Source organism: Mesorhizobium sp. WSM4850, assembly GCF_055811735.1.
In genome coordinates this window covers 90175-112993 of the sequence record NZ_JBVVPV010000002.1, presented here as the reverse complement: position 1 = coordinate 112993, position 22819 = coordinate 90175, and the positions used below count along the sequence as shown (strand labels likewise).

Annotated in this window: 23 protein-coding genes; 11 read left to right on the top strand and 12 right to left on the bottom strand. The window is 63.6% G+C overall.

The features are described 5' to 3' along the window. Positions 1-3 precede the first annotated feature (3 nt). Both AC0L2Z_RS03535 and lepA read right to left on the bottom strand, forming a co-directional pair. The gene (locus tag AC0L2Z_RS03535) at positions 4-2025 is read right to left on the bottom strand and encodes a hydantoinase/oxoprolinase N-terminal domain-containing protein (protein WP_473626724.1); all 2022 of its coding nucleotides are present in this window, start codon (positions 2023-2025) and stop codon (positions 4-6) included. 111 nt (positions 2026-2136) lie between these two features. Beyond that, complete coding sequence (gene lepA / locus AC0L2Z_RS03530) at positions 2137-3942, bottom strand: translation elongation factor 4 (RefSeq protein ID WP_473626722.1); 1806 nt, start codon at positions 3940-3942, stop codon at positions 2137-2139. Positions 3943-4106: 164 nt separating this feature from the next. On the opposite strand from lepA, the gene AC0L2Z_RS03525 reads away from it, so the two are divergent. The 3 genes from AC0L2Z_RS03525 (at position 4107) to msrA (ending at position 6700) form a co-directional block, all read left to right on the top strand. Then, on the top strand, positions 4107-5156 hold the full coding sequence (locus AC0L2Z_RS03525) for a TadE/TadG family type IV pilus assembly protein (RefSeq protein WP_473627052.1): 1050 nt from the start codon (positions 4107-4109) through the stop codon (positions 5154-5156). A gap of 418 nt (positions 5157-5574) precedes the next feature. Then, positions 5575-5853 (top strand): hypothetical protein, encoded by a 279-nt coding sequence (locus AC0L2Z_RS03520; protein ID WP_473626721.1) that lies wholly within the window; start codon positions 5575-5577, stop codon positions 5851-5853. A gap of 106 nt (positions 5854-5959) precedes the next feature. Then, a complete protein-coding gene (gene msrA / locus AC0L2Z_RS03515) occupies positions 5960-6700 on the top strand; it encodes a peptide-methionine (S)-S-oxide reductase MsrA (protein ID WP_473626720.1) in 741 nt (246 codons plus the stop codon). A 171-nt stretch (positions 6701-6871) separates the two neighbouring features. Here the strand turns inward: msrA and AC0L2Z_RS03510 are convergent, their stop codons facing one another. From AC0L2Z_RS03510 to AC0L2Z_RS03480, 7 genes are all read right to left on the bottom strand, one after another. Further along, positions 6872-7597: an amino acid ABC transporter ATP-binding protein gene (locus AC0L2Z_RS03510; protein ID WP_473626718.1), complete on the bottom strand. Its 726-nt coding sequence runs from the start codon at positions 7595-7597 to the stop codon at positions 6872-6874. Continuing rightward, positions 7575-8234 (bottom strand): amino acid ABC transporter permease, encoded by a 660-nt coding sequence (locus AC0L2Z_RS03505; RefSeq protein WP_473626716.1) that lies wholly within the window; start codon positions 8232-8234, stop codon positions 7575-7577. Before AC0L2Z_RS03505 ends, AC0L2Z_RS03510 begins: the two co-directional genes overlap by 23 nt. Positions 8235-8244: 10 nt before the next feature. Then, positions 8245-8916: an amino acid ABC transporter permease gene (locus AC0L2Z_RS03500; protein ID WP_473626715.1), complete on the bottom strand. Its 672-nt coding sequence runs from the start codon at positions 8914-8916 to the stop codon at positions 8245-8247. Positions 8917-8954: 38 nt separating this feature from the next. Continuing rightward, positions 8955-9725 carry a transporter substrate-binding domain-containing protein gene (locus AC0L2Z_RS03495; RefSeq protein WP_128169341.1) on the bottom strand — a complete coding sequence of 257 codons (771 nt, stop codon included), beginning with the start codon at positions 9723-9725 and terminating at the stop codon, positions 8955-8957. Positions 9726-9940: 215 nt separating this feature from the next. Then, complete coding sequence (locus AC0L2Z_RS03490; RefSeq protein WP_473626713.1) at positions 9941-10945, bottom strand: cytochrome d ubiquinol oxidase subunit II; 1005 nt, start codon at positions 10943-10945, stop codon at positions 9941-9943. Between the two features lie 10 nt (positions 10946-10955). Continuing rightward, positions 10956-12314, bottom strand: coding sequence for a cytochrome ubiquinol oxidase subunit I (locus tag AC0L2Z_RS03485; protein WP_287225169.1), 1359 nt, complete (start codon positions 12312-12314; stop codon positions 10956-10958). Positions 12315-12337: 23 nt separating this feature from the next. After that, positions 12338-12547: a hypothetical protein gene (locus AC0L2Z_RS03480; protein WP_128169312.1), complete on the bottom strand. Its 210-nt coding sequence runs from the start codon at positions 12545-12547 to the stop codon at positions 12338-12340. Here AC0L2Z_RS03480 and AC0L2Z_RS03475 point away from each other — a divergent pair. The 4 genes from AC0L2Z_RS03475 to AC0L2Z_RS03460 all read left to right on the top strand — a co-directional run bounded on the left by AC0L2Z_RS03475 (position 12534) and on the right by AC0L2Z_RS03460 (position 15549). Continuing rightward, the gene (locus tag AC0L2Z_RS03475; RefSeq protein ID WP_473626712.1) at positions 12534-13460 is read left to right on the top strand and encodes an ABC transporter ATP-binding protein; all 927 of its coding nucleotides are present in this window, start codon (positions 12534-12536) and stop codon (positions 13458-13460) included. The two genes, AC0L2Z_RS03480 and AC0L2Z_RS03475, sit on opposite strands and share 14 nt — an antisense overlap. Further along, the gene (locus AC0L2Z_RS03470; RefSeq protein WP_027154718.1) at positions 13457-14218 is read left to right on the top strand and encodes an ABC transporter permease; all 762 of its coding nucleotides are present in this window, start codon (positions 13457-13459) and stop codon (positions 14216-14218) included. Before AC0L2Z_RS03475 ends, AC0L2Z_RS03470 begins: the two co-directional genes overlap by 4 nt. Before the next feature lie 162 nt (positions 14219-14380). Next, complete coding sequence (locus tag AC0L2Z_RS03465) at positions 14381-14872, top strand: MarR family winged helix-turn-helix transcriptional regulator (RefSeq protein ID WP_473534732.1); 492 nt, start codon at positions 14381-14383, stop codon at positions 14870-14872. Next, positions 14869-15549 carry a GNAT family N-acetyltransferase gene (locus tag AC0L2Z_RS03460; RefSeq protein WP_023801416.1) on the top strand — a complete coding sequence of 227 codons (681 nt, stop codon included), beginning with the start codon at positions 14869-14871 and terminating at the stop codon, positions 15547-15549. The genes AC0L2Z_RS03465 and AC0L2Z_RS03460 overlap by 4 nt, the downstream gene beginning before the upstream one ends. 90 nt (positions 15550-15639) lie before the next feature. On the opposite strand, the gene AC0L2Z_RS03455 is transcribed toward AC0L2Z_RS03460, so the two are convergent. Beyond that, the gene (locus tag AC0L2Z_RS03455; RefSeq protein ID WP_473626710.1) at positions 15640-17628 is read right to left on the bottom strand and encodes a PhoX family protein; all 1989 of its coding nucleotides are present in this window, start codon (positions 17626-17628) and stop codon (positions 15640-15642) included. 204 nt (positions 17629-17832) lie between these two features. Here AC0L2Z_RS03455 and AC0L2Z_RS03450 point away from each other — a divergent pair, with 204 nt between their 5' ends. From AC0L2Z_RS03450 to AC0L2Z_RS03435, 4 genes are all read left to right on the top strand, one after another. Beyond that, entirely contained in the window at positions 17833-18171 is a 339-nt protein-coding gene (locus AC0L2Z_RS03450) for a hypothetical protein (RefSeq protein WP_027154722.1), read from the top strand. A gap of 118 nt (positions 18172-18289) precedes the next feature. Further along, positions 18290-18991: a phosphatase PAP2 family protein gene (locus tag AC0L2Z_RS03445; RefSeq protein ID WP_287344283.1), complete on the top strand. Its 702-nt coding sequence runs from the start codon at positions 18290-18292 to the stop codon at positions 18989-18991. 199 nt (positions 18992-19190) lie between these two features. Next, complete coding sequence (locus AC0L2Z_RS03440; protein WP_023801411.1) at positions 19191-19460, top strand: helix-turn-helix domain-containing protein; 270 nt, start codon at positions 19191-19193, stop codon at positions 19458-19460. Positions 19461-19582: 122 nt separating this feature from the next. Next, entirely contained in the window at positions 19583-21304 is a 1722-nt protein-coding gene (locus AC0L2Z_RS03435; RefSeq protein ID WP_023801410.1) for a SulP family inorganic anion transporter, read from the top strand. Between the two features lie 45 nt (positions 21305-21349). Here AC0L2Z_RS03435 and AC0L2Z_RS03430 read toward each other — a convergent pair whose 3' ends face one another. Together AC0L2Z_RS03430 and AC0L2Z_RS03425 are read right to left on the bottom strand one after the other, a co-directional pair. Beyond that, on the bottom strand, positions 21350-22297 hold the full coding sequence (locus AC0L2Z_RS03430) for a CHAD domain-containing protein (protein ID WP_473626709.1): 948 nt from the start codon (positions 22295-22297) through the stop codon (positions 21350-21352). Then, positions 22294-22767, bottom strand: coding sequence for a CYTH domain-containing protein (locus AC0L2Z_RS03425; RefSeq protein WP_473534729.1), 474 nt, complete (start codon positions 22765-22767; stop codon positions 22294-22296). The genes AC0L2Z_RS03430 and AC0L2Z_RS03425 overlap by 4 nt, the downstream gene beginning before the upstream one ends. Positions 22768-22819: the final 52 nt, after the last annotated feature.

Below are 22819 nucleotides of genomic sequence, written 5' to 3'. Positions count from 1 at the left end.
CCCTCAAACCGCGATCCTTGGCCTGCCCGACGCCACCGCCACCACATGCGCCTCGATAAACATGCGCTGGCCCTCGACGGTCGAGACGCGGAATTCGCTGGCGATCTCGATTTCGGCGCTGTCGGTGCCGGCGTCCCTGGCCCGCCCGGCGGCAATGGCGCGGACATCGGTTTCCGCTGCCGCGATCGCCGCCGCCTCGTCATTGAAGTCGCGCACGCTTTCGCCTGAGGCGACGCGAAACAGCCCTTCCTGGGGCTGGCTGACGCGCGCCTCCGCCGAAACCCTGACCTGGCCGACGACGGCGCCGAGCGCATTGGCGACATCGGTATCTTCGGGCACCACGCAGTCATGGCCGACCAGCGGTGGCAGCCCGGCATAATGCAGCGGCGCCGAGGCGCCGAGGCCGATGACCGGGCGGTCGAGCGCGACGCTCAGCCGTGCGATGCCGGGATGGGAATCGACGGCGCGCTGCACCAGCGCGTGCGCCACGGTCGCCGCGCCATCCAGCCCGTCCTCGGCAAAGGCGGTTTCGAGGATGACTTCCGCCGACAGCCGGGTCAGCGTGGTCAGCACCCGTTCCGAGATCGCCTCCGGCGTGGCGGCGATCGCCTGTCCGCGGCCGTCGCGCTTGCGGGCGAACAGCTCGGCGCCGAGCCGAGCCGTGGCGGCATCCCAGTTGGCCTGCTTGCCCAGCACATGGGCGGCGTCCGACGGCGTGAAGCCGGCGACATGCACCAGCCCGCGCGACACCAACCGGTTCAAGGTGGCGTTCTGGGCGTTTGATGTCAAAAGCCTGTCGACGGCGAGAGGCGTCGAGCCGATCAGCTCATAAAGCTTGGCCTCGGCGCCGGTCAGGCCGGCAGCCAGCCGCTCCGGCACGCCGGTCCTGACCGCCAGCCGGCCATCCATGCGGCTGGGGTTGGCCGCGCGGATCTGGCGTTCCAGTTCGACGGTCACCGCTTCGCCATGCATCATGCCGGCCAGCGCCAGCGGCACCAGTCGGCGCGGCCCGAGCAGGATTCTTGGGTTGAGCGCGCCATCCTCCAGCGTCACTTCGGAATCGCCGCCGAGTCCAAAGGTGCGCATGGCGACCGCCTCGACCATGGTGCGGAAGCCGCCGACGGTGGCGCCTTCCGGGTCAAGCCTGGGACGGCCCTGGTCGAGCACGGCAACGTCGGTGGTGGTGCCGCCGATGTCGGAGACGACTGCACTGTCGAGGCCGGTCATGTGGCGAGCGCCGACAAGGCTGGCGGCCGGGCCTGAAAGAATCGTCTCGATCGGCCGCTGGCGGGCGAAGGCGGCCGAGACCAGGGCGCCGTCGCCGCGCACCACCATCAGCGGAGCGGCGATGCCGCGCGCAGCAAGAAAGCCCTCGGTCGCCGCCACCAGCCGGTCGATCATCGAGATCAGCCTGGCGTTGAGCAGCGTCGTCAGCGCCCGGCGTGGGCCGCCGAGCTTGGCCGAAAGCTCGTGGCTGGCAGTGACCGGCAGGCCGGTTACGTCGCGGATCAGGTTCCGCGCGCCTAGCTCATGCGCCGGGTTGCGGGTGGCGAAATAGGCGCAGACGGCAAAGCCGGACACCGAGGCGCCCAATTCCGGCAGCGCTGCCTCCAGCCCGGACAGATCGAGTTTTGCCGCATTGCCGTGGACATCGTGGCCGCCGGGGCAGAACACGACAGGGTCGGTGCCGAGTGCGGCCTTCAGCCCGTCGCGGGCAAGGTCGCCCTCGGCAAAGCCGATCATCACCAGCGCGACGCGGCCGCCCTGACCCTCGACCAGCGCGTTGGTGGCAAGCGTCGTCGACATCGACACCAGTTTTATTGCTGCCGGATCGGTGGCTGCTTTTTGCAGCACCGCATCGACCGCGCCCGAAATGCCGACCGCCAGATCGTGGCGGGTGGTCAGCGCCTTGGCCTTGGCCAGAACCTTTCCGTTAGCGCCGCCGGCTTCCGACCACAGCACGGCATCGGTATAGGTGCCGCCGGTGTCGATGCCGAGGAACAGGGGGAAGGATTTGGCGGTCATTGGCGGATCCGGGATTTTGCTCCCCGCCCTTAGCCGATACGCGCCGGCGGATAAAGCCGCGAGCGCTGGGCCACGAAGCCTGATCCCCCTCAGCTACGCGCGGACGGCTTCTCAATCGCCCATCTTCAGCGCCTGGATAAACGCCTCCTGCGGGATATCCACCTTGCCGAACTGCCGCATCCGCTTCTTGCCCTCTTTCTGCTTGTCGAGCAGCTTGCGCTTGCGTGAGACGTCGCCGCCGTAGCATTTGGCGGTGACGTCCTTGCGCAGGGCCGAGATCGTCTCGCGGGCGATGACCTTGCCGCCGATTGCCGCCTGGATCGGGATCTTGAACAGATGGTTAGGGATCAGTTCCTTCAGCTTCTCGCACATCAGCCGGCCGCGCTTTTCTGCCGCCGTGCGGTGGACCAGCATCGACAGCGCGTCGACCGGCTCCTCATTGACCAGGATCGACATTTTAACCAGGTCGCCTTCCTTGTAGTCGGTCAGGTGATAGTCGAAGGAGGCGTAGCCCTTGGAGATCGACTTCAGCCGGTCGTAAAAGTCGAAGACGACCTCGTTGAGCGGCAGGTCGTAGGTCAGCATGGCGCGCTTGCCGACATAGGACAGGTCGGCCTGGATGCCGCGCCGGTCCTGGCAGAGTTTTAGGATGCCGCCGAGATACTCGTCCGGCGTCAGGATGGTGGCGCGGATCCACGGCTCCTCGATGGCCGATATCTTGACCACGTCGGGCATGTCGGCCGGGTTGTGCAGTTCCTTCGTCGTGCCGTCGTTCAGAGCCAAGCGATAGACGACCGAGGGCGCGGTGGCGATGAGGTCGAGGTTGAACTCGCGCTCCAGCCGCTCCTGGATGATTTCCAGATGCAGCAAGCCAAGGAAGCCGCAGCGATAGCCGAAGCCGAGCGCGGCGCTGGTTTCCATTTCAAAGGAGAAAGAAGCGTCGTTGAGGCGCAGCTTGCCGACTGCGGCGCGCAGATCCTCGAAATCGGCGGCATCGACCGGGAACAGGCCGCAGAACACCACCGGCTGCGCCGGCTTGAAGCCGGGCAGGGCCTGTGCCGTCTGGCGCTTGTCCTCGGTGATGGTGTCACCGACGCGGGTGTCGGCGACTTCCTTGATCGAGCCGGTGAAGAAGCCGAACTCGCCGGGGCCGAGCTCGTCGACATTGATGCGGGCCGGGGTGAAGACGCCGGTGCGCTCGACCAGGTACTTGGCGCCGGTGCCCATCATGCGAATGGTCTGGCCCTTCTTCAGCACGCCGTCGATGATGCGGACCAGCACGATGACGCCGAGATAGGCGTCGTACCAGCTGTCGACCAGCATCGCCTTGAGCGGGGCAGCAATGTCGCCCTCGCGCGGCGGCGGCAAATCGTTGACGATCGCCTCCAGCACGTCGGGGATGCCGAGGCCGGTCTTGGCCGAGATCAGCACGGCGTTGGAGGCGTCGATGCCGATCACCTCCTCGACCTGCTCGCGAATGCGCTCGGGCTCGGCGGCCGGCAGGTCGACCTTGTTCAGCACCACGACGATCTCGTGGTTGTTGTCGATGGCCTGGTAGACATTGGCCAATGTCTGCGCCTCGACGCCTTGCGAGGCATCGACGACCAGCAGCGAGCCCTCGCAGGCGGCGAGCGACCGCGACACTTCGTAGGCGAAGTCGACATGGCCGGGCGTGTCGATCAAATTGAGGATAAAATCCTCGCCATTGTTGGCGCGGTATTTCAATCGCACCGTCTGCGCCTTGATGGTGATGCCGCGCTCGCGCTCGATATCCATCGAGTCCAGCACCTGCTCCTTCATGTCGCGCAGCTCCAGCCCGCCGGTGGACTGGATCAGCCGGTCGGCAAGCGTGGATTTGCCATGGTCGATATGGGCGACGATGGAGAAATTGCGGATATTCTTGATCGGCGTGGTCATGTCGCGCGCTTTAGCAGGGGCAGCTTGCCCGGGCAAGCGGCGGCGGGCGCGGCGCATAAGCCGCCGGCGGACGCAAAGCCGTTAAACTTTGGTCCATCAGATTAGGGCATAGTTCGCGCCCTGCGTGACAGGCCACGAGCTGTCACCGTTTGGGGGGCCAAGCAATGCCACAATCTGGACGTCATTTTCTCAATTCCGAGAGCGGCTCCCTCGCGCCGATACTCGCCATCATGCTTATCCCGATGTGTGCCGCTCTGGGCTTTTCAATCGACTACAACTCAGCCGTTGCGACCAAGGGATCGATGCAGAATGCGCTCGATGCCGCGACGCTGTCGATCACGACGCTGCCAACCAGCACGTCACTGGCGGACCGTCAGGTGAAACTGCAGGAGTCGTTTACGGCCAATAGCGGGCAAGGCACCGCCAAGCTCGATAGCTTCGTCGTCGCCGCCGACGGCACCGCCAGCATCGATGCTTCGGCCAAGTTTGCCATGCCGACGAACTTCATGCAGATCGCCCACGTCGACACGGTGCAGATCGGCGTCGCGTCGGCAGTGCGCAAGCGGCCGGCGCTGGTGCAGACCACGTTCAAGATCGACAAGGTTTCGGGCCATTGGAACAAGACAATGACGCTCTACGGCACGAAATTCACCGAGACGGCGATCAATCCGCTGATGAAGATCACTTATGTCTACAACAATTTTGGTGATCCGAAAGGCTACGGCACGTCGACAGTGTATACGGTCAACGGAGCGACGAGCACGAAGGTCCAGGAACAGAAATGTACGACCAAGACGGTGCAGAATTTTAACGGCCTGCCTACCGGGGCGATTACCCAGACGAGCGGCAACAAGAAATACCTGACCACCTGCACCAACACTATGTACCCCGCGAACGGCGCAGGCGCGGTGATCGACGTCAGCCTGATGGATGTGCTGTATCTGCAGATGGATGTGCCATCGGCCCAAACACCCAAGCTCAAGTCGAATGACGCAAACACATCGAACCGGTTGTACATCGACGGCGTTGAAGTCGCGAACGGCAAACTGGTGGACATCTTCACCGCCGTGCCGTGCGGCCAACCCAGCCAGCAGGCTTGGGAAGACGGCGGCAATCCCGTACCGGCTCCGGTGTCCAACGCCGACTTCTTCTACACCGTGACCGGCAAGTGCGACTTCAATCAGCGGCCTTCGCAAACAGTGCTTACGCAATAGGGGCAGGCGCCTGAGCTGCCAATCTCCCCCCTTGTGGGGGAGATGGCCGGCAGGCCAGAGGGGGGCGCTGTCCCGCGGCCTTGCCAAGATCGAAAATCCCGCCGCCGTGATCCACCCCTGTTGCCAGGAGATTCGACCGCCTCTCCGGTTATCGATGCATTAACCTGGCGTTAGGGAGCGAGGCCACTGCACGCAAGGGCTGCCTCGCCGCGCTTTACGTCGCCCCCCTCTGTCCTGCCGGACATCTCCGCCACAAGGAGGGAGATTGGATGTCGCACCCGCTTTCGCCAATATCCAGCGTTGCAAAAACAACGAGCCTTCCGATCACGAAGCGGTGATGGCTGTAACGAAAGCCCAGGCGGCGGCGAAGAGCTGATGTGATCGCCATTCCGGCGCGCCACCAACCCTGGAGACCATCATGACCAACCTCACCCGCCTGACCTTGCCGGCACTTGCCTTGGCGCTTTGCTCGACGGCGCTTTTTGCCGGCGGCGTTGCGCGCGCCGAAGATGCGATGAAGCCGGCCGATGCGATGGCGACTGACGCCATGAAGCCGGCGACCGACGCGATGAAGCCCGCGGATCCGATGGCGGCCGAAGAGATGAAGGACTGCATGGACAAGGCTGCCATGGAAACCGACGCGATGAAGAAGGACGAGGCGACCAAGACCTGCGACGCGATGCGGACGGCCAAGTAGGCCGCGTCCGGAACCGGGCGCGGCCGGTGCACGCGCCGCACGGCAATGTGAGACCGCGACGGACCTATCTGTCGTATAGTCTTAAACTCATGCAGGGAGATCAGAGATGACCGGCATTGAAAAAACCGCCGCGAAACGATTGATGAACGTCGCCAGGGGCGCGCTTGCGGCGCTGATGCTCGCGGCGGCTGGCGCCGCCTTGTGGCAGACGCCGGCGATCTCGGCCGAGGCGGCGGTGGTGATCCCGCCACCGGCGATGGACGAAAAACCCGCCGCCGGCACCGCCAGGGCGATCTTCGCCGGCGGCTGCTTCTGGGGCGTGCAAGGCGTGTTCCAGCACGTCAAGGGCGTGACCAGCGCCGTCTCCGGCTATGCCGGCGGCGACAAGGACACCGCCGTCTACGAGACGGTCGGCACCGGCCGGACCGGGCATGCCGAGGCCGTCGAGATCATCTACGAGCCGTCCAAAGTCACTTACGGCCAGTTGCTGCAGGTGTATTTCTCGGTCGCGCACAACCCGACGCAGCTGAACTACCAGGGTCCGGACCGCGGCCCGCAATACCGTTCGACGATCTTTGCCGAAAGCGACGCGCAGAAGAAGATCGCCGAGAGCTATATCGCCCAGCTCGACAAGGCCAAGGTGTTTCCGGAGCCGATCGTGACCACGCTGGAGACGGGGAAAAAATTCTATCCGGCCGAGGACTACCACCAGGACTTTTTGACGCTGAACCCGACCTATCCCTACATCGTCTACAACGACCTGCCCAAGGTCGAGAATTTGAAGACGCTGTTTCCAGACCTCTACAGCGACAAGCCGGTGCTGGTGCTGGCCGGCAACAAGAGCTGATCTTTTGCCAGTGTGTACCTGGTGCGTCCTAATGGACGCATGTCGGCGTCAGGTGTGGTGAGGTACCAGGTCAGGCCGCGCCGAAAATGGTGGATTCCGAGAACCGGAACGGAGCGTACTTTCGGGTACGCGAGTAGCGCCGGTTGCAGGCCGGCTGAATATCAACACAGCTTATTGCACGCCCAGAAACTGCCGGAGCTCCGGCGTCCTAGGATTGGAAAAAACGTCCTCGGGGGCGCCGATCTCATGGACGCGGCCCTGATGCATGAAGACGACCCGCGAGCAGACGTCGCGGGCGAAGCGCATCTCGTGGGTGACCATCACCAGCGTCATGCCTTCCGCGGCCAATTCCTTGACGACGGCCAGCACTTCGGCGACGAGTTCGGGGTCGAGCGCCGAGGTGATCTCGTCGCATAGCAGCGCCATCGGCTGCATGGCGAGCGCCCGGGCGATGGCCACGCGCTGCTGCTGGCCGCCGGACAGTTCATCCGGCAAGGCGTCGAACTTATGGGCGAGACCGACGCGGTCGAGCATTTTTCGCGCGACCGCCTCGGCGTCCTTCTTCGGCGTCTTCTTCACCACCATCTGCGACAGCATGACATTGCCACCGGCGGTGAGATGCGGGAACAGGTTGAATTGCTGAAAAATCATGCCGACCTTCAGGCGCAGCGCCTTAAGATGCACCTCGTCGGGCAGGAACTGGGCGCCGGCGACGACGATCGAGCCTTCATCGATGGTCTCGAGCCCGTTGATGCAGCGCAGCAGCGTCGACTTGCCCGAACCGCTCTTGCCGATGATGGCGACGACCTCGCCCGGCGCGACGTCGATGGAAATCCCCTTCAGCACCTCGTTGTCGCCGAAGCGCTTCTTCACCTCAGTGATTGCGATGAGCGACATTGAGCTTCCTTTCCAGGAGCTGGCTGGATTTCGACAGCGGCCAGCAAAAAGCAAAGTAGATGAGCGCGACCAGGCCATAGACGGTGAACGGCTGGAACGTCGCGTTGGTGACGATCGAACCGGCCTTCGACAGTTCGACGAAGCCGATGATCGAGGTGAGCGCGGTGCCCTTCACCACCTGCACCGAGAAGCCGACGGTCGGCGGCACCGCCACTTTCAGTGCCTGCGGCAGGATGACGTAGCGCATCTGCTGGAGATAACCCATGCCGAGGCTGGCTGACGCCTCCCATTGACCCTTAGCAATGCTCTCGACGCAGCCGCGCCAGATTTCGGCGAGGAAGGCTGCGGTCCACAGGATGAGCGCGACACAGGCGGCAAGCCAGGCGGGAACGTCGATGCCGAACAGGCCAAGACCGAAGAAAGCCAGAAAGAGCTGCATCAGGAGCGGCGTGCCCTGAAACAGCTGGATGTAGCCGCGTGACAGAAACTGCATCCCACGCCGACCGCCGATGCGCAGGAAAAGCAGGGCCGCACCGACGATGCCGCCACCGATGAAGGAGACCAGCGAGAGGACAACGGTCCAGCGGGCGGCCAGAAGCAGGTTGCGCAGGATGTCCCAGAAGCTGAACTCGGTCATGGCGCCTGTCTCATCGCGACGCCTTCTTCGGGAACAGCATCCCGCCCAGGCCGGCCAGCAGCTGGCGCAGCAGGATGGCGAGCGCCAGGTAGATCAAGGTGGAGACGATGTAGGTTTCGAAGGCCCTGAAATTGCGCGACTGGATAAAATTGGCGGCGAAGGTCAGGTCCTCAGCGGCAATCTGCGAAACGACGGCCGAACCCAGCATGACGATGACGATCTGCGACGACAGCGCAGGCCAGATGCGCTGCAGCGCCGGGACCAGAACCACGTGCCAGAAGGTCTGGAACGGGGTCATGGCGAGGCTGGCGCCGGCCTCGAACTGGCCGCGCGGCGTGGCCTGGATGCCGGCGCGGATGATCTCGCAGCTGTAAGCGCCGAGGTTGACGATCATGGCGAGGTTGGCGGCGGTCAGTTCCGACATCCTGATGCCAAGCGACGGCAGGCCGAAGAAGATGAAGAACAACTGGATGAGGAAGGGCGTGTTGCGGATCAGCTCGACATAGGTCGCAACGACGGGTTTTAGCCATTTCGGCCCCAGCGCCCGCACCCAGGCGCAGGCAATGCCCAATGCCACGCCGAACACCGCGCCGATCAGGATAAGCTGCACGGTGATCCGGATGCCCTTGAGCAGCACCGGCAGAGATCCGATCAGCCAGCTGAAATCGAACTGATAGGTCATGGCTTGCTATCCGACCTCCCACACGCGGCGGGCGGCGATCACAGCTCAGCCGGCAGGTCCACCTTCAGCCATTTTTGCGAAATCGCGTTGAGGGCGCCATCGGACCTGGCGGCGGCGATGATCCCGTTGATCTTGGCCATCAACGCCGGCTGCTCCTTGTTCATGCCGATGTAGCAAGGCGAGTTCTTGATCAGGAACTTGAGCTCTGGCCGCTTGGGCGGGTTCTTTTCGAGGATGGCGGCGGCGACGACATTCCCGGTCGCGATCACCTCGACCTGGCCCGAAAGGAAAGCCGAAATAGTGCCGTTATTGTCCTCGTAGCGCTTGATCTCGACGCTCGCGGGCACAACCTTGGTCAGTTCGAGATCTTCGATCGCGCCGCGGGTGACGCCAACGGTCTTGCCGGCGAGGTCCTCCGCTTTTGCGACGGCGACGTCTGCCGGAGCGAACACGCCGTTGTAGAACGGAGCATAGGCTTCGGAAAAGTCGATGACCTTCTCGCGATCGGGATTCTTGCCGAGGCTGGAAATGACCAGGTCGACTTTGTTGGTCTGGAGATAGGGAATGCGGTTGGCGCTGGTGACCGGGACGATCTCGACCTTGGCGCCGAGCTTTTCGCCAATCAGATTGGCGATGTCGACGTCGTAGCCTTGCGGCGTCATGTCGGCGCCGACACTGCCGAAGGGCGGGAAATCCTGTGGAACGGCGATGCGGACGGTGCCGCGCGCCGCGATGTCGCTCAAGGCGTCGGCCCGCGCCTGCGGAGACGAAGCCATGGCCATTCCAACGGCGGCGGCGAAGGCCAGCATGCAGACATTGCGACGGTTCATTATCTTTCCCTTTGACTGGACAAAACCAATTGGTCGCCAGGGCAAAGCAACAGACATGCCAAACCATCGAAATCGCTGCGAATCGGACTTTCCCGGCGGGATTGGCAAGGTGGGATTGGCAAGGCAGTCTTCACGAGCCGCTGCCGCCCGAGCAATCGACTGCCTAAATATTGTGCAGTTCGGCGGTTTGCCAGTCAGTCGTAGGTCAGATCCGTCGCCTTGCCGCCGAAGACGCGGTAGGCATAAAACGAATAGAAAATGATGATCGGCAGCACCACCACCGTGCCGGCCAGGATGATGGCGAGGCTTTCCGGCGCGGACGCCGCCTGCCAGATGGTCAGCCTGTCGGGCACGACGAAGGGATAGAACGACCAGGCGAGGCCGGCAAAGCCCAGCGTGAAGATGGCGGCCAGCGTCAGGAACGGCGTCAGCGCATGGCGGTCGCCGGCCCTGGGCAGATGGAAGGTCTGCCGCCACAGCCATGCGAACAGCACCGCCGACAGGACCGGCAGCGGCGACAAATAGAGCATGGCCGGCCAGACGAACCATTTGTCGAAGATGCGCGGACTGGCGAGCGGCGTGGCCAGCGACACGGCGACCATGCCGAGCGCGGTCAGCACCAGCGCCCGGCGCAGCCATAGTACCGCCTTCTTCTGCAATTCGCCTTCCGTCTTGTAGATGACCCAGGCCGCGCCCATCGCCGCATAGGCGGCGGCAAGGCAGAGCGCCACCAGCCCGCCGAAGGCCATGCCGCCGGGGCCGACATCAAGGCCCAGCACATAGATCCCCAGCATGTAGCCCTGCGCCAGCGAAGCGATGACCGAGCCCAGGAAGAAGATGCGGTTCCAGCGATGCTTGTGACCGGCCGGCACCTTGGCCCGGAAATCGAAGGCAACGCCGCGCAGGATCAGGCCGACAAGGAGCAGGAAGACCGGAATGTAGAGCGCGGTGAGGATGGTGCCGTGCGCCAGCGGGAAGGCGACCAGCAGCAGGCCGACGGCCAGCACCAGCCAGGTCTCGTTGGCGTCCCAGAACGGGCCTATTGCGGCGATCATCGTGTCCTGCTCGGCGTCTCCGGCGGCTGCGAACAGGATGCCGATACCGAGATCAAAGCCGTCGAGGATGACGTAGATCAGGATGGCAAGGCCCATCAGGCCGGCGAAGATGAGGGGGAGCAATGTCGGCCAGTCGAGGATCATCGCCGTTCTCCTATTTCGCCGCCGGCTGCGACAGCGGCGCGTCGAGAACGCCCGGCAGCGGCGAGGCATCGCCGTCCTTCGCCGCCTTCAGCGCCAGATAGACCAGCACGCCGAGATAGGCGATCAGAAGCAGCGCATAGAGGATGAGATAAACCGCGAGCGACAGCGCGACCTGGCTGCCGGCGACCGGGCCGACGGCATCGACAGTTTTCAGCAGGCCGGTGACCAGCCACGGTTGGCGGCCGATCTCGGTGGTGTACCAGCCAGCCAGCGTCGCCAGCCAGCCGGACAGCGCCATCGGCACCATCACCAGCGCCAGCGGTCTCGGCAGGCTATGCCGGCGCTTGAGGAAAAAGGCGGCCGACCAGGAGACGACGAGCATCAGGACGCCGGTGCCGACCATGATGCGAAAAGCCCAGAACACCGGGAACACCGGCGGGTGGTTGCCGGCATAGTCGTTCAGCCCCGGCACGACGCCGCTGGCGCTGTGCCTGAGGATGAGGCTGGCGCCATCGGGGATGGTGATCTCGTATTTGTTCTCCCTTGCCGCCTCGTCGGGAAGCGCGAAAAGGACCAGCGGCACGTTGGGGCCGGTGTTCCAGTTGGCTTCCATGGCGGCGATCTTCTGCGGCTGATGCTCGAGCGTGTTGAGGCCATGCTGGTCGCCGGCGAAGATCTGGATGGGGATCAGGATCGCCGCGGTGAAGACACCGGTGCGCAAGGCTTTCCACATCGATTCCGAACGGTCGCCATAGAGATAGCGCAGCGCCGACAGGCCGGCGATCAGGAACGAAACCGTCAGGCCGGAGGCAAGCAGCATGTGGACGAGCCGGTAGGGCATGGACGGGTTAAAGACGATCGCCCACCAGTCGGTAGCGTGGGCTACGCCGTCGCGCATCTCGAAGCCGACCGGCGTCTGCATCCATGAATTGAGCGCGATGATCCAGAAGGCGGACAGGGTGGTGCCGCCGGCCACCAGCACGGTTGCCAGCGTGTGGATGCGGTTGGAGACGCGGCGGAAGCCGAACAGCATGATGCCGAGGAACGCCGCCTCGAGGAAGAAGGCGGTGAGTATCTCATAGGCGAGCAGCGGGCCGGCGATGTTGCCGACGATTTCCATGTAGCCCGGCCAGTTGGTGCCGAACTGGAAGCTCATGGTGACGCCCGAAACCACGCCCATGGCAAAGGACAGCGCGAACACCTTCACCCAGGTGAAATAGGCGCGCATCCAGGCGGTATCGCCGGTGGCGTTGTAGCGAAGCTTGAAGAACAGCAGCATCCAGCCAAGCGCGATGGTGATAGCCGGAAACAGGATATGGAACGAGATGTTGGCGCCGAACTGGATGCGCGAAAGGATGAGCGGGTCCATGGCGGGCTCCGGCTGCTGCTATGTCAGGGAAGATAGGCCGGATGCGCCAGGCGGTCAAAGCGGCGTGGCGTCACGCGAGGCGGAACGCCGCAGGACTGCGGCAGCGGTGGATGCGCCGATGTCCAGAATGTCAGGAGTGCCATTGACTTCCGGCCGCGCGCACCGACATTCAGCGGACTAAAATCAACAGACCTCCTTTCAAGCAGCCGTTTTTCAACCATGCCATCGATCATTTCCATTTCCGGGGTCACCAAGACCTACGCCACCGGTTTCAAAGCGCTGAAGGAGATCAACCTCGATATCGAGCGCGGCGAGATTTTTGCGCTGCTCGGGCCGAACGGCGCCGGCAAGACGACGCTGATCTCGATCGTCTGCGGTATCGTCAACCGCTCGTCGGGCACGGTCAGCGTCGACGGCCACGACATCAGCCGGGATTATCGCGCCGCACGCAGCCTCATCGGGCTGGTGCCGCAGGAACTGACCATCGACGCGTTCGAGAGCGTGTGGGCGACGGTCAACTACAGCCGCGGCCTGTTCGGCAAGCCGGCCAACCACGGCTTCGTCGAGAAAGTGCTGCGCGACCTGTCGTTGTGGGACAAGAAGGACGCCAAGGCGATCACCCTGTCCGGCGGCATGAAGCGGCGGCTGATGATCGCCAAGGCGCTGTCGCACGAACCGAGGGTGCTGTTCCTCGACGAGCCGACAGCCGGCGTCGACGTCGAGCTGCGTCAGGACATGTGGGCGATGGTGCGCCGGCTGCGCGAGGATGGCGTCACCATCATCCTGACCACGCACTATATCGAGGAGGCCGAGGCGATGGCCGACCGCGTCGGCGTCATCAATCGCGGTGAGATCGTGCTGGTTGAGGACAAGGTGCAACTGATGCGCACGCTCGGCCGCAAGCGGCTTTTGCTGGAATTGCGCAGTCCGCTCGCCACCATACCCGAGAAATTGTCGCGCTACGCTTTGGAGCTTTCGCCGGACGGTGATCGACTGACTTACACCTATGACAACCAGAGCGAGCGGCCGGGCGTCGCCTCGCTGCTGCGCGACCTTGAGACGGCCGGCATCCAGTTCCGCGATATCGACACGCAAAACAGCTCGCTCGAGGAGATCTTCGTCAACCTGGTGAGGAAGGGCGCATGAACCTGCGAGCCGTCTGGGCGATCTACAAAATGGAAATGGCGCGCGCCTTTCGGACCGTGCTGCAGAGCATTGTCTCGCCGGTCATCTCGACATCGCTCTATTTCGTCGTCTTCGGCTCGGCCATCGGCTCGCGCATCACCGAGATCGACGGCATCAGCTACGGCGCCTTTATCGTGCCGGGGCTGATCATGCTGTCGCTGCTGACGCAGTCGATCTCCAACGCCTCCTTCGCCATCTATTTCCCGAAATTCGTCGGCTCGATCTACGAGCTGCTGTCGGCGCCGGTGTCCTATCTGGAGATCATCATCGCTTATGTCGGGGGTGCGGCGACCAAGTCGATCATACTCGGCCTGATCATCCTGGGGACCGCGTCGCTGTTCGTGCCGCTGACCATCGAGCATCCGTTCTGGATGCTCTCCTTCCTGGTGCTGACGTCGGTGACCTTCAGCCTGTTCGGGTTCATCATCGGCATCTGGGCGAAGAGCTTCGAGCAGCTGCAGCTGGTGCCGCTGCTGATCATCACGCCGCTTACCTTCCTTGGCGGCAGCTTCTATTCGATCGACATGCTGCCCGGCACCTGGCGCACGGTGACGCTGTTCAACCCTGTCCTTTATCTGGTCAGCGGCTTTCGCTGGAGTTTCTACGGCAAGTCCGACGTCTCGATCGGCATCAGCCTCGGCATGACCGTGGTTTTCCTGCTTATCTGCATAGCGATCGTCGCGTGGATTTTCAGGACCGGCTACCGGCTGCGGAACTGACTGAACGGCCTGCCCAGGCGACGCAGCGCCAGCATCCGAGCGATGTTCCCGACCCAAGACGACCAAATCTGGTGACGACGCTTGAAAGCGGCCGTGCGATGGCGGCGCTTGATTTCCATATAATGTTATATATCATGTTATCAATTGCCTGGCAGGTTGATTATGGAAGACGTCATAAGGTCCCTTGGCTTCCTGTGCCTGGGCAGCAGGCTGAAGCGTATTGGCGAGCAATTGCAGGCGGATACGCAGCGCCTGCTCGACTGCCTCGATGTGCCGGTTCAGTCGAGCCAATACCCGCTGCTGGCTGCGCTCGACAGGCTGGGCCCGCTGCCAGTCGGGGAACTGGCGCAATCCCTCGGGGTCGCGCAGCCAGGTGTAACGCGGAGCGTGTCGCTTCTGGCCGAATTGGGACTGGTCGAGGTCAGTCCATCGGATGATGACCAGCGGCGCAGGATTGTCTGCCTTACCCTGCACGGCCAGCGGCTGGCCGATATTGCAAAGCACGACGTCTGGCCGCGCATCGAGAATGCCGTCGCGGATCTGTGCGCGGATCTTTCTGGGCCGCTTCTTGATCAGCTGGCCGCCATCGAGGACGGCCTCGCCGCGGCGCCTCTCGACCGTCGTGTAAAGAAGCCGGAAGGTGCCGCGCAATGAAACACCTGCTTGACCGTCCCGTGTGGAGCGCGCTTCGGACGCGACACCACGCCTTCGCGCAAGGTGACGACCTCGCCATGCGGTATCGGCCCTCGATAGCTCCGTTCGCTGCCAGTGCCGCGGACGATGCGGAAAGCCTGCAGGCGCTCGGAAAACTTGTCTCCCCAGGCGAGAGTGCGATCCTGCTTCAGGTGGACGCCATTGCTCTGCCCGCGGAACTTTCGGCGACTTCGACCGCGCCCGGGGTTCAGATGATTGCCGAGCGGCCATTGCAGATGGTCTCCGACGAGCGCGTGCAACGTCTGACGCGGGACGATGCAGCTGAGATGCTCGCCTTGGCATTGGTGACCAAGCCCGGCCCATTCACGCTCGAAGCCTTGAGCCTCGGCGATTTTTGGGGTGTGAAGATCGAGGGCCGACTTGCGGCGATGGCCGGCGAACGCATGAAGCAACCCGGCTATACCGAACTTAGCGGGGTGTGCTCACATCCGGAATTTCGAGGCGGTGGCCTGGGCAGGCTGCTGTCGCTGTTCGTGGCAAACCGGATAGCGGCGCGCGGCGAAGTTCCCTATCTCCACGCCTATGCCAGCAACACCACGGCCATAGGATTATACGAGTCCATTGGCTTCAGGTTGAGAAGCATGATGAACGTGGCCGTGGTTCAGCGCGCCGAATGAGCCCATCAGGCGCATTCCCGCGCATCAGGAAAAGGAAGGATTTCGTATCGACGAAATCCTTCCTTGGCGCTGCTAGCGCCTTGCGGCGATTCAGACCGCGATCTTGCCACCGCCCTGTTTGGTGATGGCGACGACCGACGGCCGCACCGGCATATCGGGCTTGAAGTCAGGCCAGCGGGTCGACGGGTCCTCGTAGTAAGAGGGACGGCCAAAAGCCTCCCAGTCTTCGCCGCCATCGGCCGGATGCTGAACCGCGACGAAGGCGGTCTGGTCGTCGGGCGTGAATAGCGGGCCGCACATTTCGGCGCCGATCGGCACGCGGAAGAACAGTTTCGAGGTCGCCCGCGCCTCGCCTTCGGTGTCGACCGCCCACAGGCCATCGGTGCGGCCGGTCGCCTTCGGGCCCTGGCCATCGGTCGAGACCCAAAGCCGGCCGGCCGAATCGATGGCGCAATTATCCGGCATGCCGAACCAGCCATTGGCGGTGGTTGCGGTCGAGAAGGTGGCGCCAACTTCGGCCACTGAGGGATCGCCGCATTTCAACAGCACTTCCCACTTGCCCTTGGCGGCAGTGAAATCGCCACCGTCCTCGACGATCTCGATGATATGGCCGAAGGCGTTTTCGGCGCGCGGATTGGCGGCGTCGACCTGGTCCGTCTTGCGCTTCGAATTGTTGGTCAGCATGACGTAGACCTTGCCAGTCGTCGGATTGGGCTGGATGTCCTCGGGGCGATCCATCTTGGTGGCACCGAGCAGATCGGCGGCACGGCGCGTCTCGATCAGCACGTCGGCCTGGCTGGCAAAGCCGTTCTCCGCCGTCAGCGGGCCCTGGCCGAAGACGATGGGCAGCCATTCGATCGACCCGTCCTCGGCGAATTTGGCGACGTAGAGCGTGCCGTCGTCGAGGAGATCCATGTTGGCGGCGCGGTCCTCGGCGTTGAACTTGCCGGCCGTGACGAATTTATAGACATAGTCGAAGCGTTCGTCGTCGCCGAGATAGAAAACGACACGGCCATCCTTGGCGACGATCGATTCAGCGCCCTCATGCTTGAAGCGGCCCATGGCAGTGCGCTTCCTCGGCACCGAGGTCGGATCGTTGACGTCGACCTCAACAATCCAGCCGAAGCGATTCGGCTCGTTCGGCTCCTTGCCGATGTCGAAGCGATCGTAATGCGCAGCCCATTCATAGGCGCCTTCGGGAATACCCAGGCGCTTGTAGTTGGTGGCTTCCTTGTGGCCTTCCGGCAGCTCGCCCGAGAAATAGCCGTGTATGTTTTCCTCGGCCATGACGTAGGTGCCCCAGGGCGTGACGCCGCCGGCACAATTGTTGACAGTGCCGATGACCTTCGTGCCGGTCGGATCGGCACTGGTCTTGACGCGGTCGTGGCCGGCGACGGGGCCGGACAGTGCCATCTCGGTGTTGGCGGTGATGCGGCGGTTGAGCTTGCCGTCGCGCACCACCTGCCATTTGCCTGATGCCTTGCGGATTTCGACGATGGTGCCGCCATGCGCGGCTATCTCGATATCGACCTGTTCCTTGCTCAGTGGGGCCTGCTTGGCCTCGCCATCGACGATGCTGACAAGGCCCGGGAACATCAGATGCGGATTGGTGTACTCGTGGTTGACCACCAGCAGGCCGTGCTCGGCCGAGCCGTCTATCGGGAGATAGCCGACATAGTCGTTGTTGTAGCCAAACTGTCTTTCCTGGGCCTGCGCCGACTGTTTTGTCGGATCAAATTCCGGCGAATCGGCAAACAGCGGATCGCCCCAGCGCAACAGCACGTCGGCGTCGTAGCCGGCAGCGACATGGTGCTTGTCGTCGACGCCTGCCTCGACCTCGTCGAAACTGAAGACCGAGCCGCCGCCGGCGCGGGCATCGTCGGCGAGGATCAGCGCGAGCGGGCTGACGGTGGCGGCGATGGCGGTTGCCGCGAGCGATCCCTGCAGAAAGCCACGGCGCGAGAATCGCGCGGCGATGATTTCGCCCATCGTCTGGTTGTCAGTGGGATTGGTTCCTGGCCCATCGTTTTCCTCGAGCAGGCTGGTGCGGAAATGGGCGTCGGGGCGATGTTCAGTCATGGGGGCGTGCCTCTGGCTCTTTGGGATGGCTGGAGCGTGTTGCTTGACTGACCGCGTATCGCCAGCAGATCACAGTTTGATGACGTTGCCGACCAATTTCCAGCCCGATTTCATGTCTTTGATCAGGCCGCTTGACCGCGACCGACGCTTCCGAAACAAGATCTGCGGCAGGCGCGCAAGCACGGCGTCGGGAGGAACAAAAAAGTGAGTTTCTGGGGACTGGGGCAGCTCGGCATTTCGACAGTGATCTTCCTGCTGGCGGCGACGGCGGCCAAGCAATGGGGGCTGGCGCCGAGCCTCGGCAAGATCGTTCTGACTCTGGCGCTCTATTCAGCGGGCAATCTGATCATGCTGAGGCTGATCCGTGAATTCGGCATGTCGGTGTCGTTCAGCCTGTCGGCGGTGATCCAGCTGGTGTCGGTGAACGTGGTGGCACTGGTGTTCTTCGGCGAGCGCGTCAATTCGTTGCAGGCGACCGGCATCGTGCTCGCCGTCGCAGCGGTGGCGCTGATCACGCTCGGACCCTATCTGCAAAAACTGTAGTTGCGCATGACCCCGAAAATCGGAAACGATTTCGGAAAGGATCATGCGCCAAATCAAAGTGCTACAGCGTCCTTTGCGCGTCCAAAAGGACGCGCGGCGCTGTAAGACGATTGGCCCGATGAAGAATACCGCAAACAAGCTGCTCAACTGGATCGAATTCCCGGTGCTTTTGGCCGGACTGGTCATCGCTGGCGGGCTGTGGGGGTTCGAGGAACTGATGGAGGTGGCGCGGGACACCACGCCGCACGCCTTCGACACGGAAATTATGCTCGCCTTCCGTGAAGCGGGCCAGCCCGACAATCCGATCGGACCGCTATGGCTGGAAGGGGCGATGCGCGACATTACCAGCCTCGGCAGCGCCATCGTGCTCGGGCTGATCACAGTGGCGGTGATCGTCTATCTGCTGCTGATCCACAAGCCGGGAGCAGCGTTTCTGGTCTTCGTCGCGGTGGCGGGCGGGCAGGCCCTGTCGAGCACGCTGAAGCTAGGAATCGATCGGCCGCGCCCCGACCTGGTCTCGCATCTCGCCGACGTGGCGACGCTTTCGTTTCCAAGCGGCCATGCGATGCTGTCGGCGGTGACATATTTGACGCTGGGCAGCATGGCGTCGCGTTTCCTGCCTGGGCGAACGACCAAGATCTATGTGCTGGCACTTGCCGTGCTGACAGCACTGCTCGTCGGCATCAGCCGCGTCTATCTCGGCGTTCATTGGCCATCGGACGTGCTGGCCGGCTGGTGCGCCGGCTTCGCCTGGGCGATGCTGTGCTGGCTGGTCGCATGGGCGTTCCAGCGATGGCGCGGGCAGACCGCCGGCGCCTGAACCGCCCGTTCCGAACGACGCTGCGCCAATTCTCCTCTAAGTTGCGGCGGCTGGGGCGTGCTGGCCCAGCGGGCGCGCAGGCTCGCCAAGATGCAAACGGCCTGGTGTGCACATGTCTGACATGTGCATGATGATGCTTGATCCATCACAATGATGGTATTATACATGGAATGCAGACTCAGACGGGGGTTTTTAGCCGATGATCACTGCCGCGCAGATGCGCGCCGCAAGGGCTCTGGCCGGCATCGATCAGAAGACGCTCGCCGAGCGCGCCGGGGTTTCGCTTCCAACCATTCAGCGCATGGAAGCGAGCGACGGCGTGGTCAGGGGCGTGGTCGATACGCTGATGAAGGTCATCCAGGCCCTCGACCGGGCCGGCGTGGAGCTGATCGGCGAGAACCAGGCCAGCGAGCGCGGCGGCAGGGGGGTGCGCCTCAAGCCGGTCGTGCCGCAGAACCCGCCAGGCTGAGCCGAAATAGAGTCGCGACGGCGACCGCCGACAGTCCTGCCGACGATCCCGCCGCCTGCTTGGTTTTATGCGTGGCCGCTGTGCACTTTTTGGCGGCATGCATCAGGAGCGGAAGGCAGTCCATGCATCGAACCCAGCGGGCAATTCATCAACCGGCGCAGCCGACATTTTCCGAACTGTTCACGCCGAAGCTGGCGACGGTGCTGCGCGAAGGCTACACATCAGAGCACTTCAAGGCCGATGCCATCGCCGGACTGACCGTGGCCATCGTGGCGCTGCCGCTGTCGATGGCGATCGCGATCGCATCGGGCGTGTCTCCGGAGCGCGGGCTCTACACTTCCATCATTGGCGGTTTCCTCGTCTCGGCTCTGGGCGGCAGCCGTTTCCAGATCGGCGGGCCGGCGGGCGCCTTTATCGTGCTGATGGCGGCAACCGTGGCACGGGTCGGCGTCGACGGGTTGCTGCTGGCGACGATGATGGCCGGCGTCTTGCTGCTCGTCATCGGCTACCTCAGGCTTGGCACCTACATCAAATTCATTCCTTATCCGGTGACCGTCGGCTTCACCGCCGGCATCGCCATCATCATCTTCTCCGGCCAGATCGTCGAGCTGTTCGGGCTAAAACTCGCCGGCAAAGAACCTGGACCGCTGGTGCCGAAGCTGATGGCGATCGGCGAGGCGGCCGGCACGATCAATCTCGCCGCCACCTTCGTCGCTCTGCTGACCATCGTCGCCATTGCCCTGATGAAACGGTGGCGGCCGAAATGGCCCGCCATGCTGATCGCCATCGGTCTGGCGTCGCTTGTCGTGGCGCTGTTTTCTCTGCCTGCCGAAACGATCGGCACGCGCTTCGGCGGTATCCCGCGCAGCCTGCAAATGCCGGCCTTTCCGCCGATCAGCTTCGGCAGGATGATCGACGTCCTGCCGGACGCCCTAGCCTTTGCGCTGCTCGGCGCGATCGAATCGCTGCTGTCGGCGGTGGTCGCCGACGGCATGACAGGAAGGCGGCACCGCTCCAACTGCGAACTCGTGGCGCAAGGCTTCGCCAACATCGCGTCCGCCCTGTTCGGCGGCATCTGCACCACCGGCACCCTAGCCCGCACCGCGACCAATGTGCGAGCCGGCGCGCATGGACCGGTCTCGGGCATGATCCACTCGGCCCTCCTGCTTGCCCTGATGCTGGTGGCGGCGCCGCTGGCCAGCTACATCCCGCTTGCAGCCCTTGCCGGCGTGCTGGCGGTGGTGTGCTGGAACATGTTCGAGAAGCAGGCCTTTGCCACGCTGCTGCGTGCCTCGCGCGGCGACGCGCTGGTGCTGATGGCGACTTTCCTGATCGTCATCTTCCGTGATCTCACCGAAGGCATCGTCGTCGGCTTCGCGCTGGGCTCGATCCTGTTCATCGACCGCATGGCCAAGAGCATTGCGGTTGAGCCGGATCAGGGACTGGTGCAGGACGATGTCGCCGACAGAACCGGCGCCGCCAGCGCATACGATTCCAGCGAGGCCAGCGATGCCGACACCGTCGTCTACCGGATTTCCGGCGCCTTCTTCTTCGGCGCCGCCTCGACCGTCGCCACGGTGCTGGACCGCATCGCCGACCAGCGCAAGAACTTCATCCTCGACTGCTCGGCCGTGCCATTCTTCGATTCAACGGCGGCCAACGTCATCGAGAGCGCTGCCCACAAGGCGAGGCGCGCCGGCGTGCGCTTCATCATATCAGGCGCTTCGCCGCAGACACGCCGCATGCTGATCAACCACGGCGTCAAACGGCCGCTGGTGACATACGCCGCCTCGATCAGGGACGCGCGAGCGCAGTTGAAGAATGCCGCGCCGGGAGAGGTCTAACCCTCTCCTCATCGTCAGCGATGTCGGACGGACGCAAGCACCGCGTCAGGCAGCGGCGCCGGGCGCGCTGGCGTCTTCGTGCGGCGCGGCGGCCAGATCGGTGCGCGCCTTGCGCGCGAGTTTTTTTGTCGAGCGCCTGGGCCTGTCGCCGAACAGATCGGCTGCCGCCGCAAGACAGGTCTTTTTCAGGCTTTTCTCCGAGCGCTTCAACAGCTTGCTCAGCCGTCGCGTTTCCTGGGGAGAGCCGAGCGGCCGGTCGTGGGCCTCGAGAAGCGTGCGCAAGACGAACACATCATGCAGTTCGCCCAGCTTTTCGCCAAGTTCGTCGACCGCCTTGCGCCGTGCCTTGATCGGCGTCGGCCACAGCCTTCCAAGCAGCGACAGATGCATGCCGTGAGTCTTTGCCGCCTTGCGCAGATCATGGAAATCGTCGGCATCACCGCGGGAGCCCGCCTTGTCCAGCGCCTTTCTGGCGCGACGCAGAGTGATGCGGGCGCCTTCGGCAAGCACGTCGGCGGCCTGTTCGGGCTGGTCGGGCAAGACCAGAGTATCGATGCGGCTGATGCCATCCTCGCAAGCGGCAGTCGCGGCAGCTATCGCGGCGCCGAGGCCAACTCCACCATGCAATTGGTGCTGGCGCGCCACCAGCGTGTCGCGAACGGCATCGAGACCGCCGCCGGCGCTTTGCTCGGGAAAGTTTTTTGCCAGCCGGTCGATGGTTTCAACCAGCGCGGTCGCCTCGCGCGGGCCGGCAAGCAGGGCAGCCACCTCTCGGTAGCATTGGTTCTCGGTACTGCAAAATGTTTCGTCTCCGGGACGGACCAGGCGCAGCAAGGCACGCACCTTCTTCAGCCGCCTGCGGCATTTGTGCAGCGCCTGCTCCGGCCTGTCATGCGCCGCGTCCAGATGGACGAGCGCCTTGCCGATCTCCTCGGCGAGGATACGCCTGACCTCGCCAGTCAACGGCAGGCGCGGATCGATGCGATAGCTCATGCGGCGATCTCCGGAATCCCCTCGAGGGCGAGCGACGCGTTGTAGAACCTGTGCTCGCCGGTGACTTCGCGGCCGAGCCAATCTGGCAGCATTTCGCCCTGCACGTCCTGCGGCGTCTCAAGCTCGGCGACCACCAGGCCGCTGAGCATCCCGCCGAAAACATCGACTTCATAGAGATGGCCGCGGTGCCTAACATGGTGGCGTGTCTTCTCGATGACACAACCGATGGCGAAGGCCCGCATCTCTTCCGCATCCGCCAGAGGGATCGGATATTCGAATTCGTCGCGTTCGCGGGCCTTGCTGCCGAATTTGAGCGTCAGCTTTGCCGAGGCGCCGTCGCTGATACGCACGCGGACCGAGCGGTCGGGCGCGGCAACGAGATAGAACTGGCGAATGCGGATGTCCGCTTCGACCAGATCCCGCCAGCCATCGCCGGAGACCAGGAACTTGCGCTCGATTTCCTTGACCATGGCTCCGCACTAAAGCGCGTGCGGCTGGAGATGGCAAGGTTGAGATAGGCTA

What these genes read in the sequence shown, in the direction of transcription:
- AC0L2Z_RS03535 (WP_473626724.1), bottom strand. Translation starts at nt 2,025, where the DNA reads ATGACCGCCAAATCCTTCCCCCTGTTCCTCGGCATCGACACCGGCGGC.
- lepA (WP_473626722.1), bottom strand. Translation starts at nt 3,942, where the DNA reads ATGACCACGCCGATCAAGAATATCCGCAATTTCTCCATCGTCGCCCAT.
- AC0L2Z_RS03525 (WP_473627052.1), top strand. Translation starts at nt 4,107, where the DNA reads ATGCCACAATCTGGACGTCATTTTCTCAATTCCGAGAGCGGCTCCCTC.
- AC0L2Z_RS03520 (WP_473626721.1), top strand. Translation starts at nt 5,575, where the DNA reads ATGACCAACCTCACCCGCCTGACCTTGCCGGCACTTGCCTTGGCGCTT.
- msrA (WP_473626720.1), top strand. Translation starts at nt 5,960, where the DNA reads ATGACCGGCATTGAAAAAACCGCCGCGAAACGATTGATGAACGTCGCC.
- AC0L2Z_RS03510 (WP_473626718.1), bottom strand. Translation starts at nt 7,597, where the DNA reads ATGTCGCTCATCGCAATCACTGAGGTGAAGAAGCGCTTCGGCGACAAC.
- AC0L2Z_RS03505 (WP_473626716.1), bottom strand. Translation starts at nt 8,234, where the DNA reads ATGACCGAGTTCAGCTTCTGGGACATCCTGCGCAACCTGCTTCTGGCC.
- AC0L2Z_RS03500 (WP_473626715.1), bottom strand. Translation starts at nt 8,916, where the DNA reads ATGACCTATCAGTTCGATTTCAGCTGGCTGATCGGATCTCTGCCGGTG.
- AC0L2Z_RS03495 (WP_128169341.1), bottom strand. Translation starts at nt 9,725, where the DNA reads ATGCTGGCCTTCGCCGCCGCCGTTGGAATGGCCATGGCTTCGTCTCCG.
- AC0L2Z_RS03490 (WP_473626713.1), bottom strand. Translation starts at nt 10,945, where the DNA reads ATGATCCTCGACTGGCCGACATTGCTCCCCCTCATCTTCGCCGGCCTG.
- AC0L2Z_RS03485 (WP_287225169.1), bottom strand. Translation starts at nt 12,314, where the DNA reads ATGGACCCGCTCATCCTTTCGCGCATCCAGTTCGGCGCCAACATCTCG.
- AC0L2Z_RS03475 (WP_473626712.1), top strand. Translation starts at nt 12,534, where the DNA reads ATGCCATCGATCATTTCCATTTCCGGGGTCACCAAGACCTACGCCACC.
- AC0L2Z_RS03480 (WP_128169312.1), bottom strand. Translation starts at nt 12,547, where the DNA reads ATGATCGATGGCATGGTTGAAAAACGGCTGCTTGAAAGGAGGTCTGTT.
- AC0L2Z_RS03470 (WP_027154718.1), top strand. Translation starts at nt 13,457, where the DNA reads ATGAACCTGCGAGCCGTCTGGGCGATCTACAAAATGGAAATGGCGCGC.
- AC0L2Z_RS03465 (WP_473534732.1), top strand. Translation starts at nt 14,381, where the DNA reads ATGGAAGACGTCATAAGGTCCCTTGGCTTCCTGTGCCTGGGCAGCAGG.
- AC0L2Z_RS03460 (WP_023801416.1), top strand. Translation starts at nt 14,869, where the DNA reads ATGAAACACCTGCTTGACCGTCCCGTGTGGAGCGCGCTTCGGACGCGA.
- AC0L2Z_RS03455 (WP_473626710.1), bottom strand. Translation starts at nt 17,628, where the DNA reads ATGACTGAACATCGCCCCGACGCCCATTTCCGCACCAGCCTGCTCGAG.
- AC0L2Z_RS03445 (WP_287344283.1), top strand. Translation starts at nt 18,290, where the DNA reads ATGAAGAATACCGCAAACAAGCTGCTCAACTGGATCGAATTCCCGGTG.
- AC0L2Z_RS03440 (WP_023801411.1), top strand. Translation starts at nt 19,191, where the DNA reads ATGATCACTGCCGCGCAGATGCGCGCCGCAAGGGCTCTGGCCGGCATC.
- AC0L2Z_RS03435 (WP_023801410.1), top strand. Translation starts at nt 19,583, where the DNA reads ATGCATCGAACCCAGCGGGCAATTCATCAACCGGCGCAGCCGACATTT.
- AC0L2Z_RS03430 (WP_473626709.1), bottom strand. Translation starts at nt 22,297, where the DNA reads ATGAGCTATCGCATCGATCCGCGCCTGCCGTTGACTGGCGAGGTCAGG.
- AC0L2Z_RS03425 (WP_473534729.1), bottom strand. Translation starts at nt 22,767, where the DNA reads ATGGTCAAGGAAATCGAGCGCAAGTTCCTGGTCTCCGGCGATGGCTGG.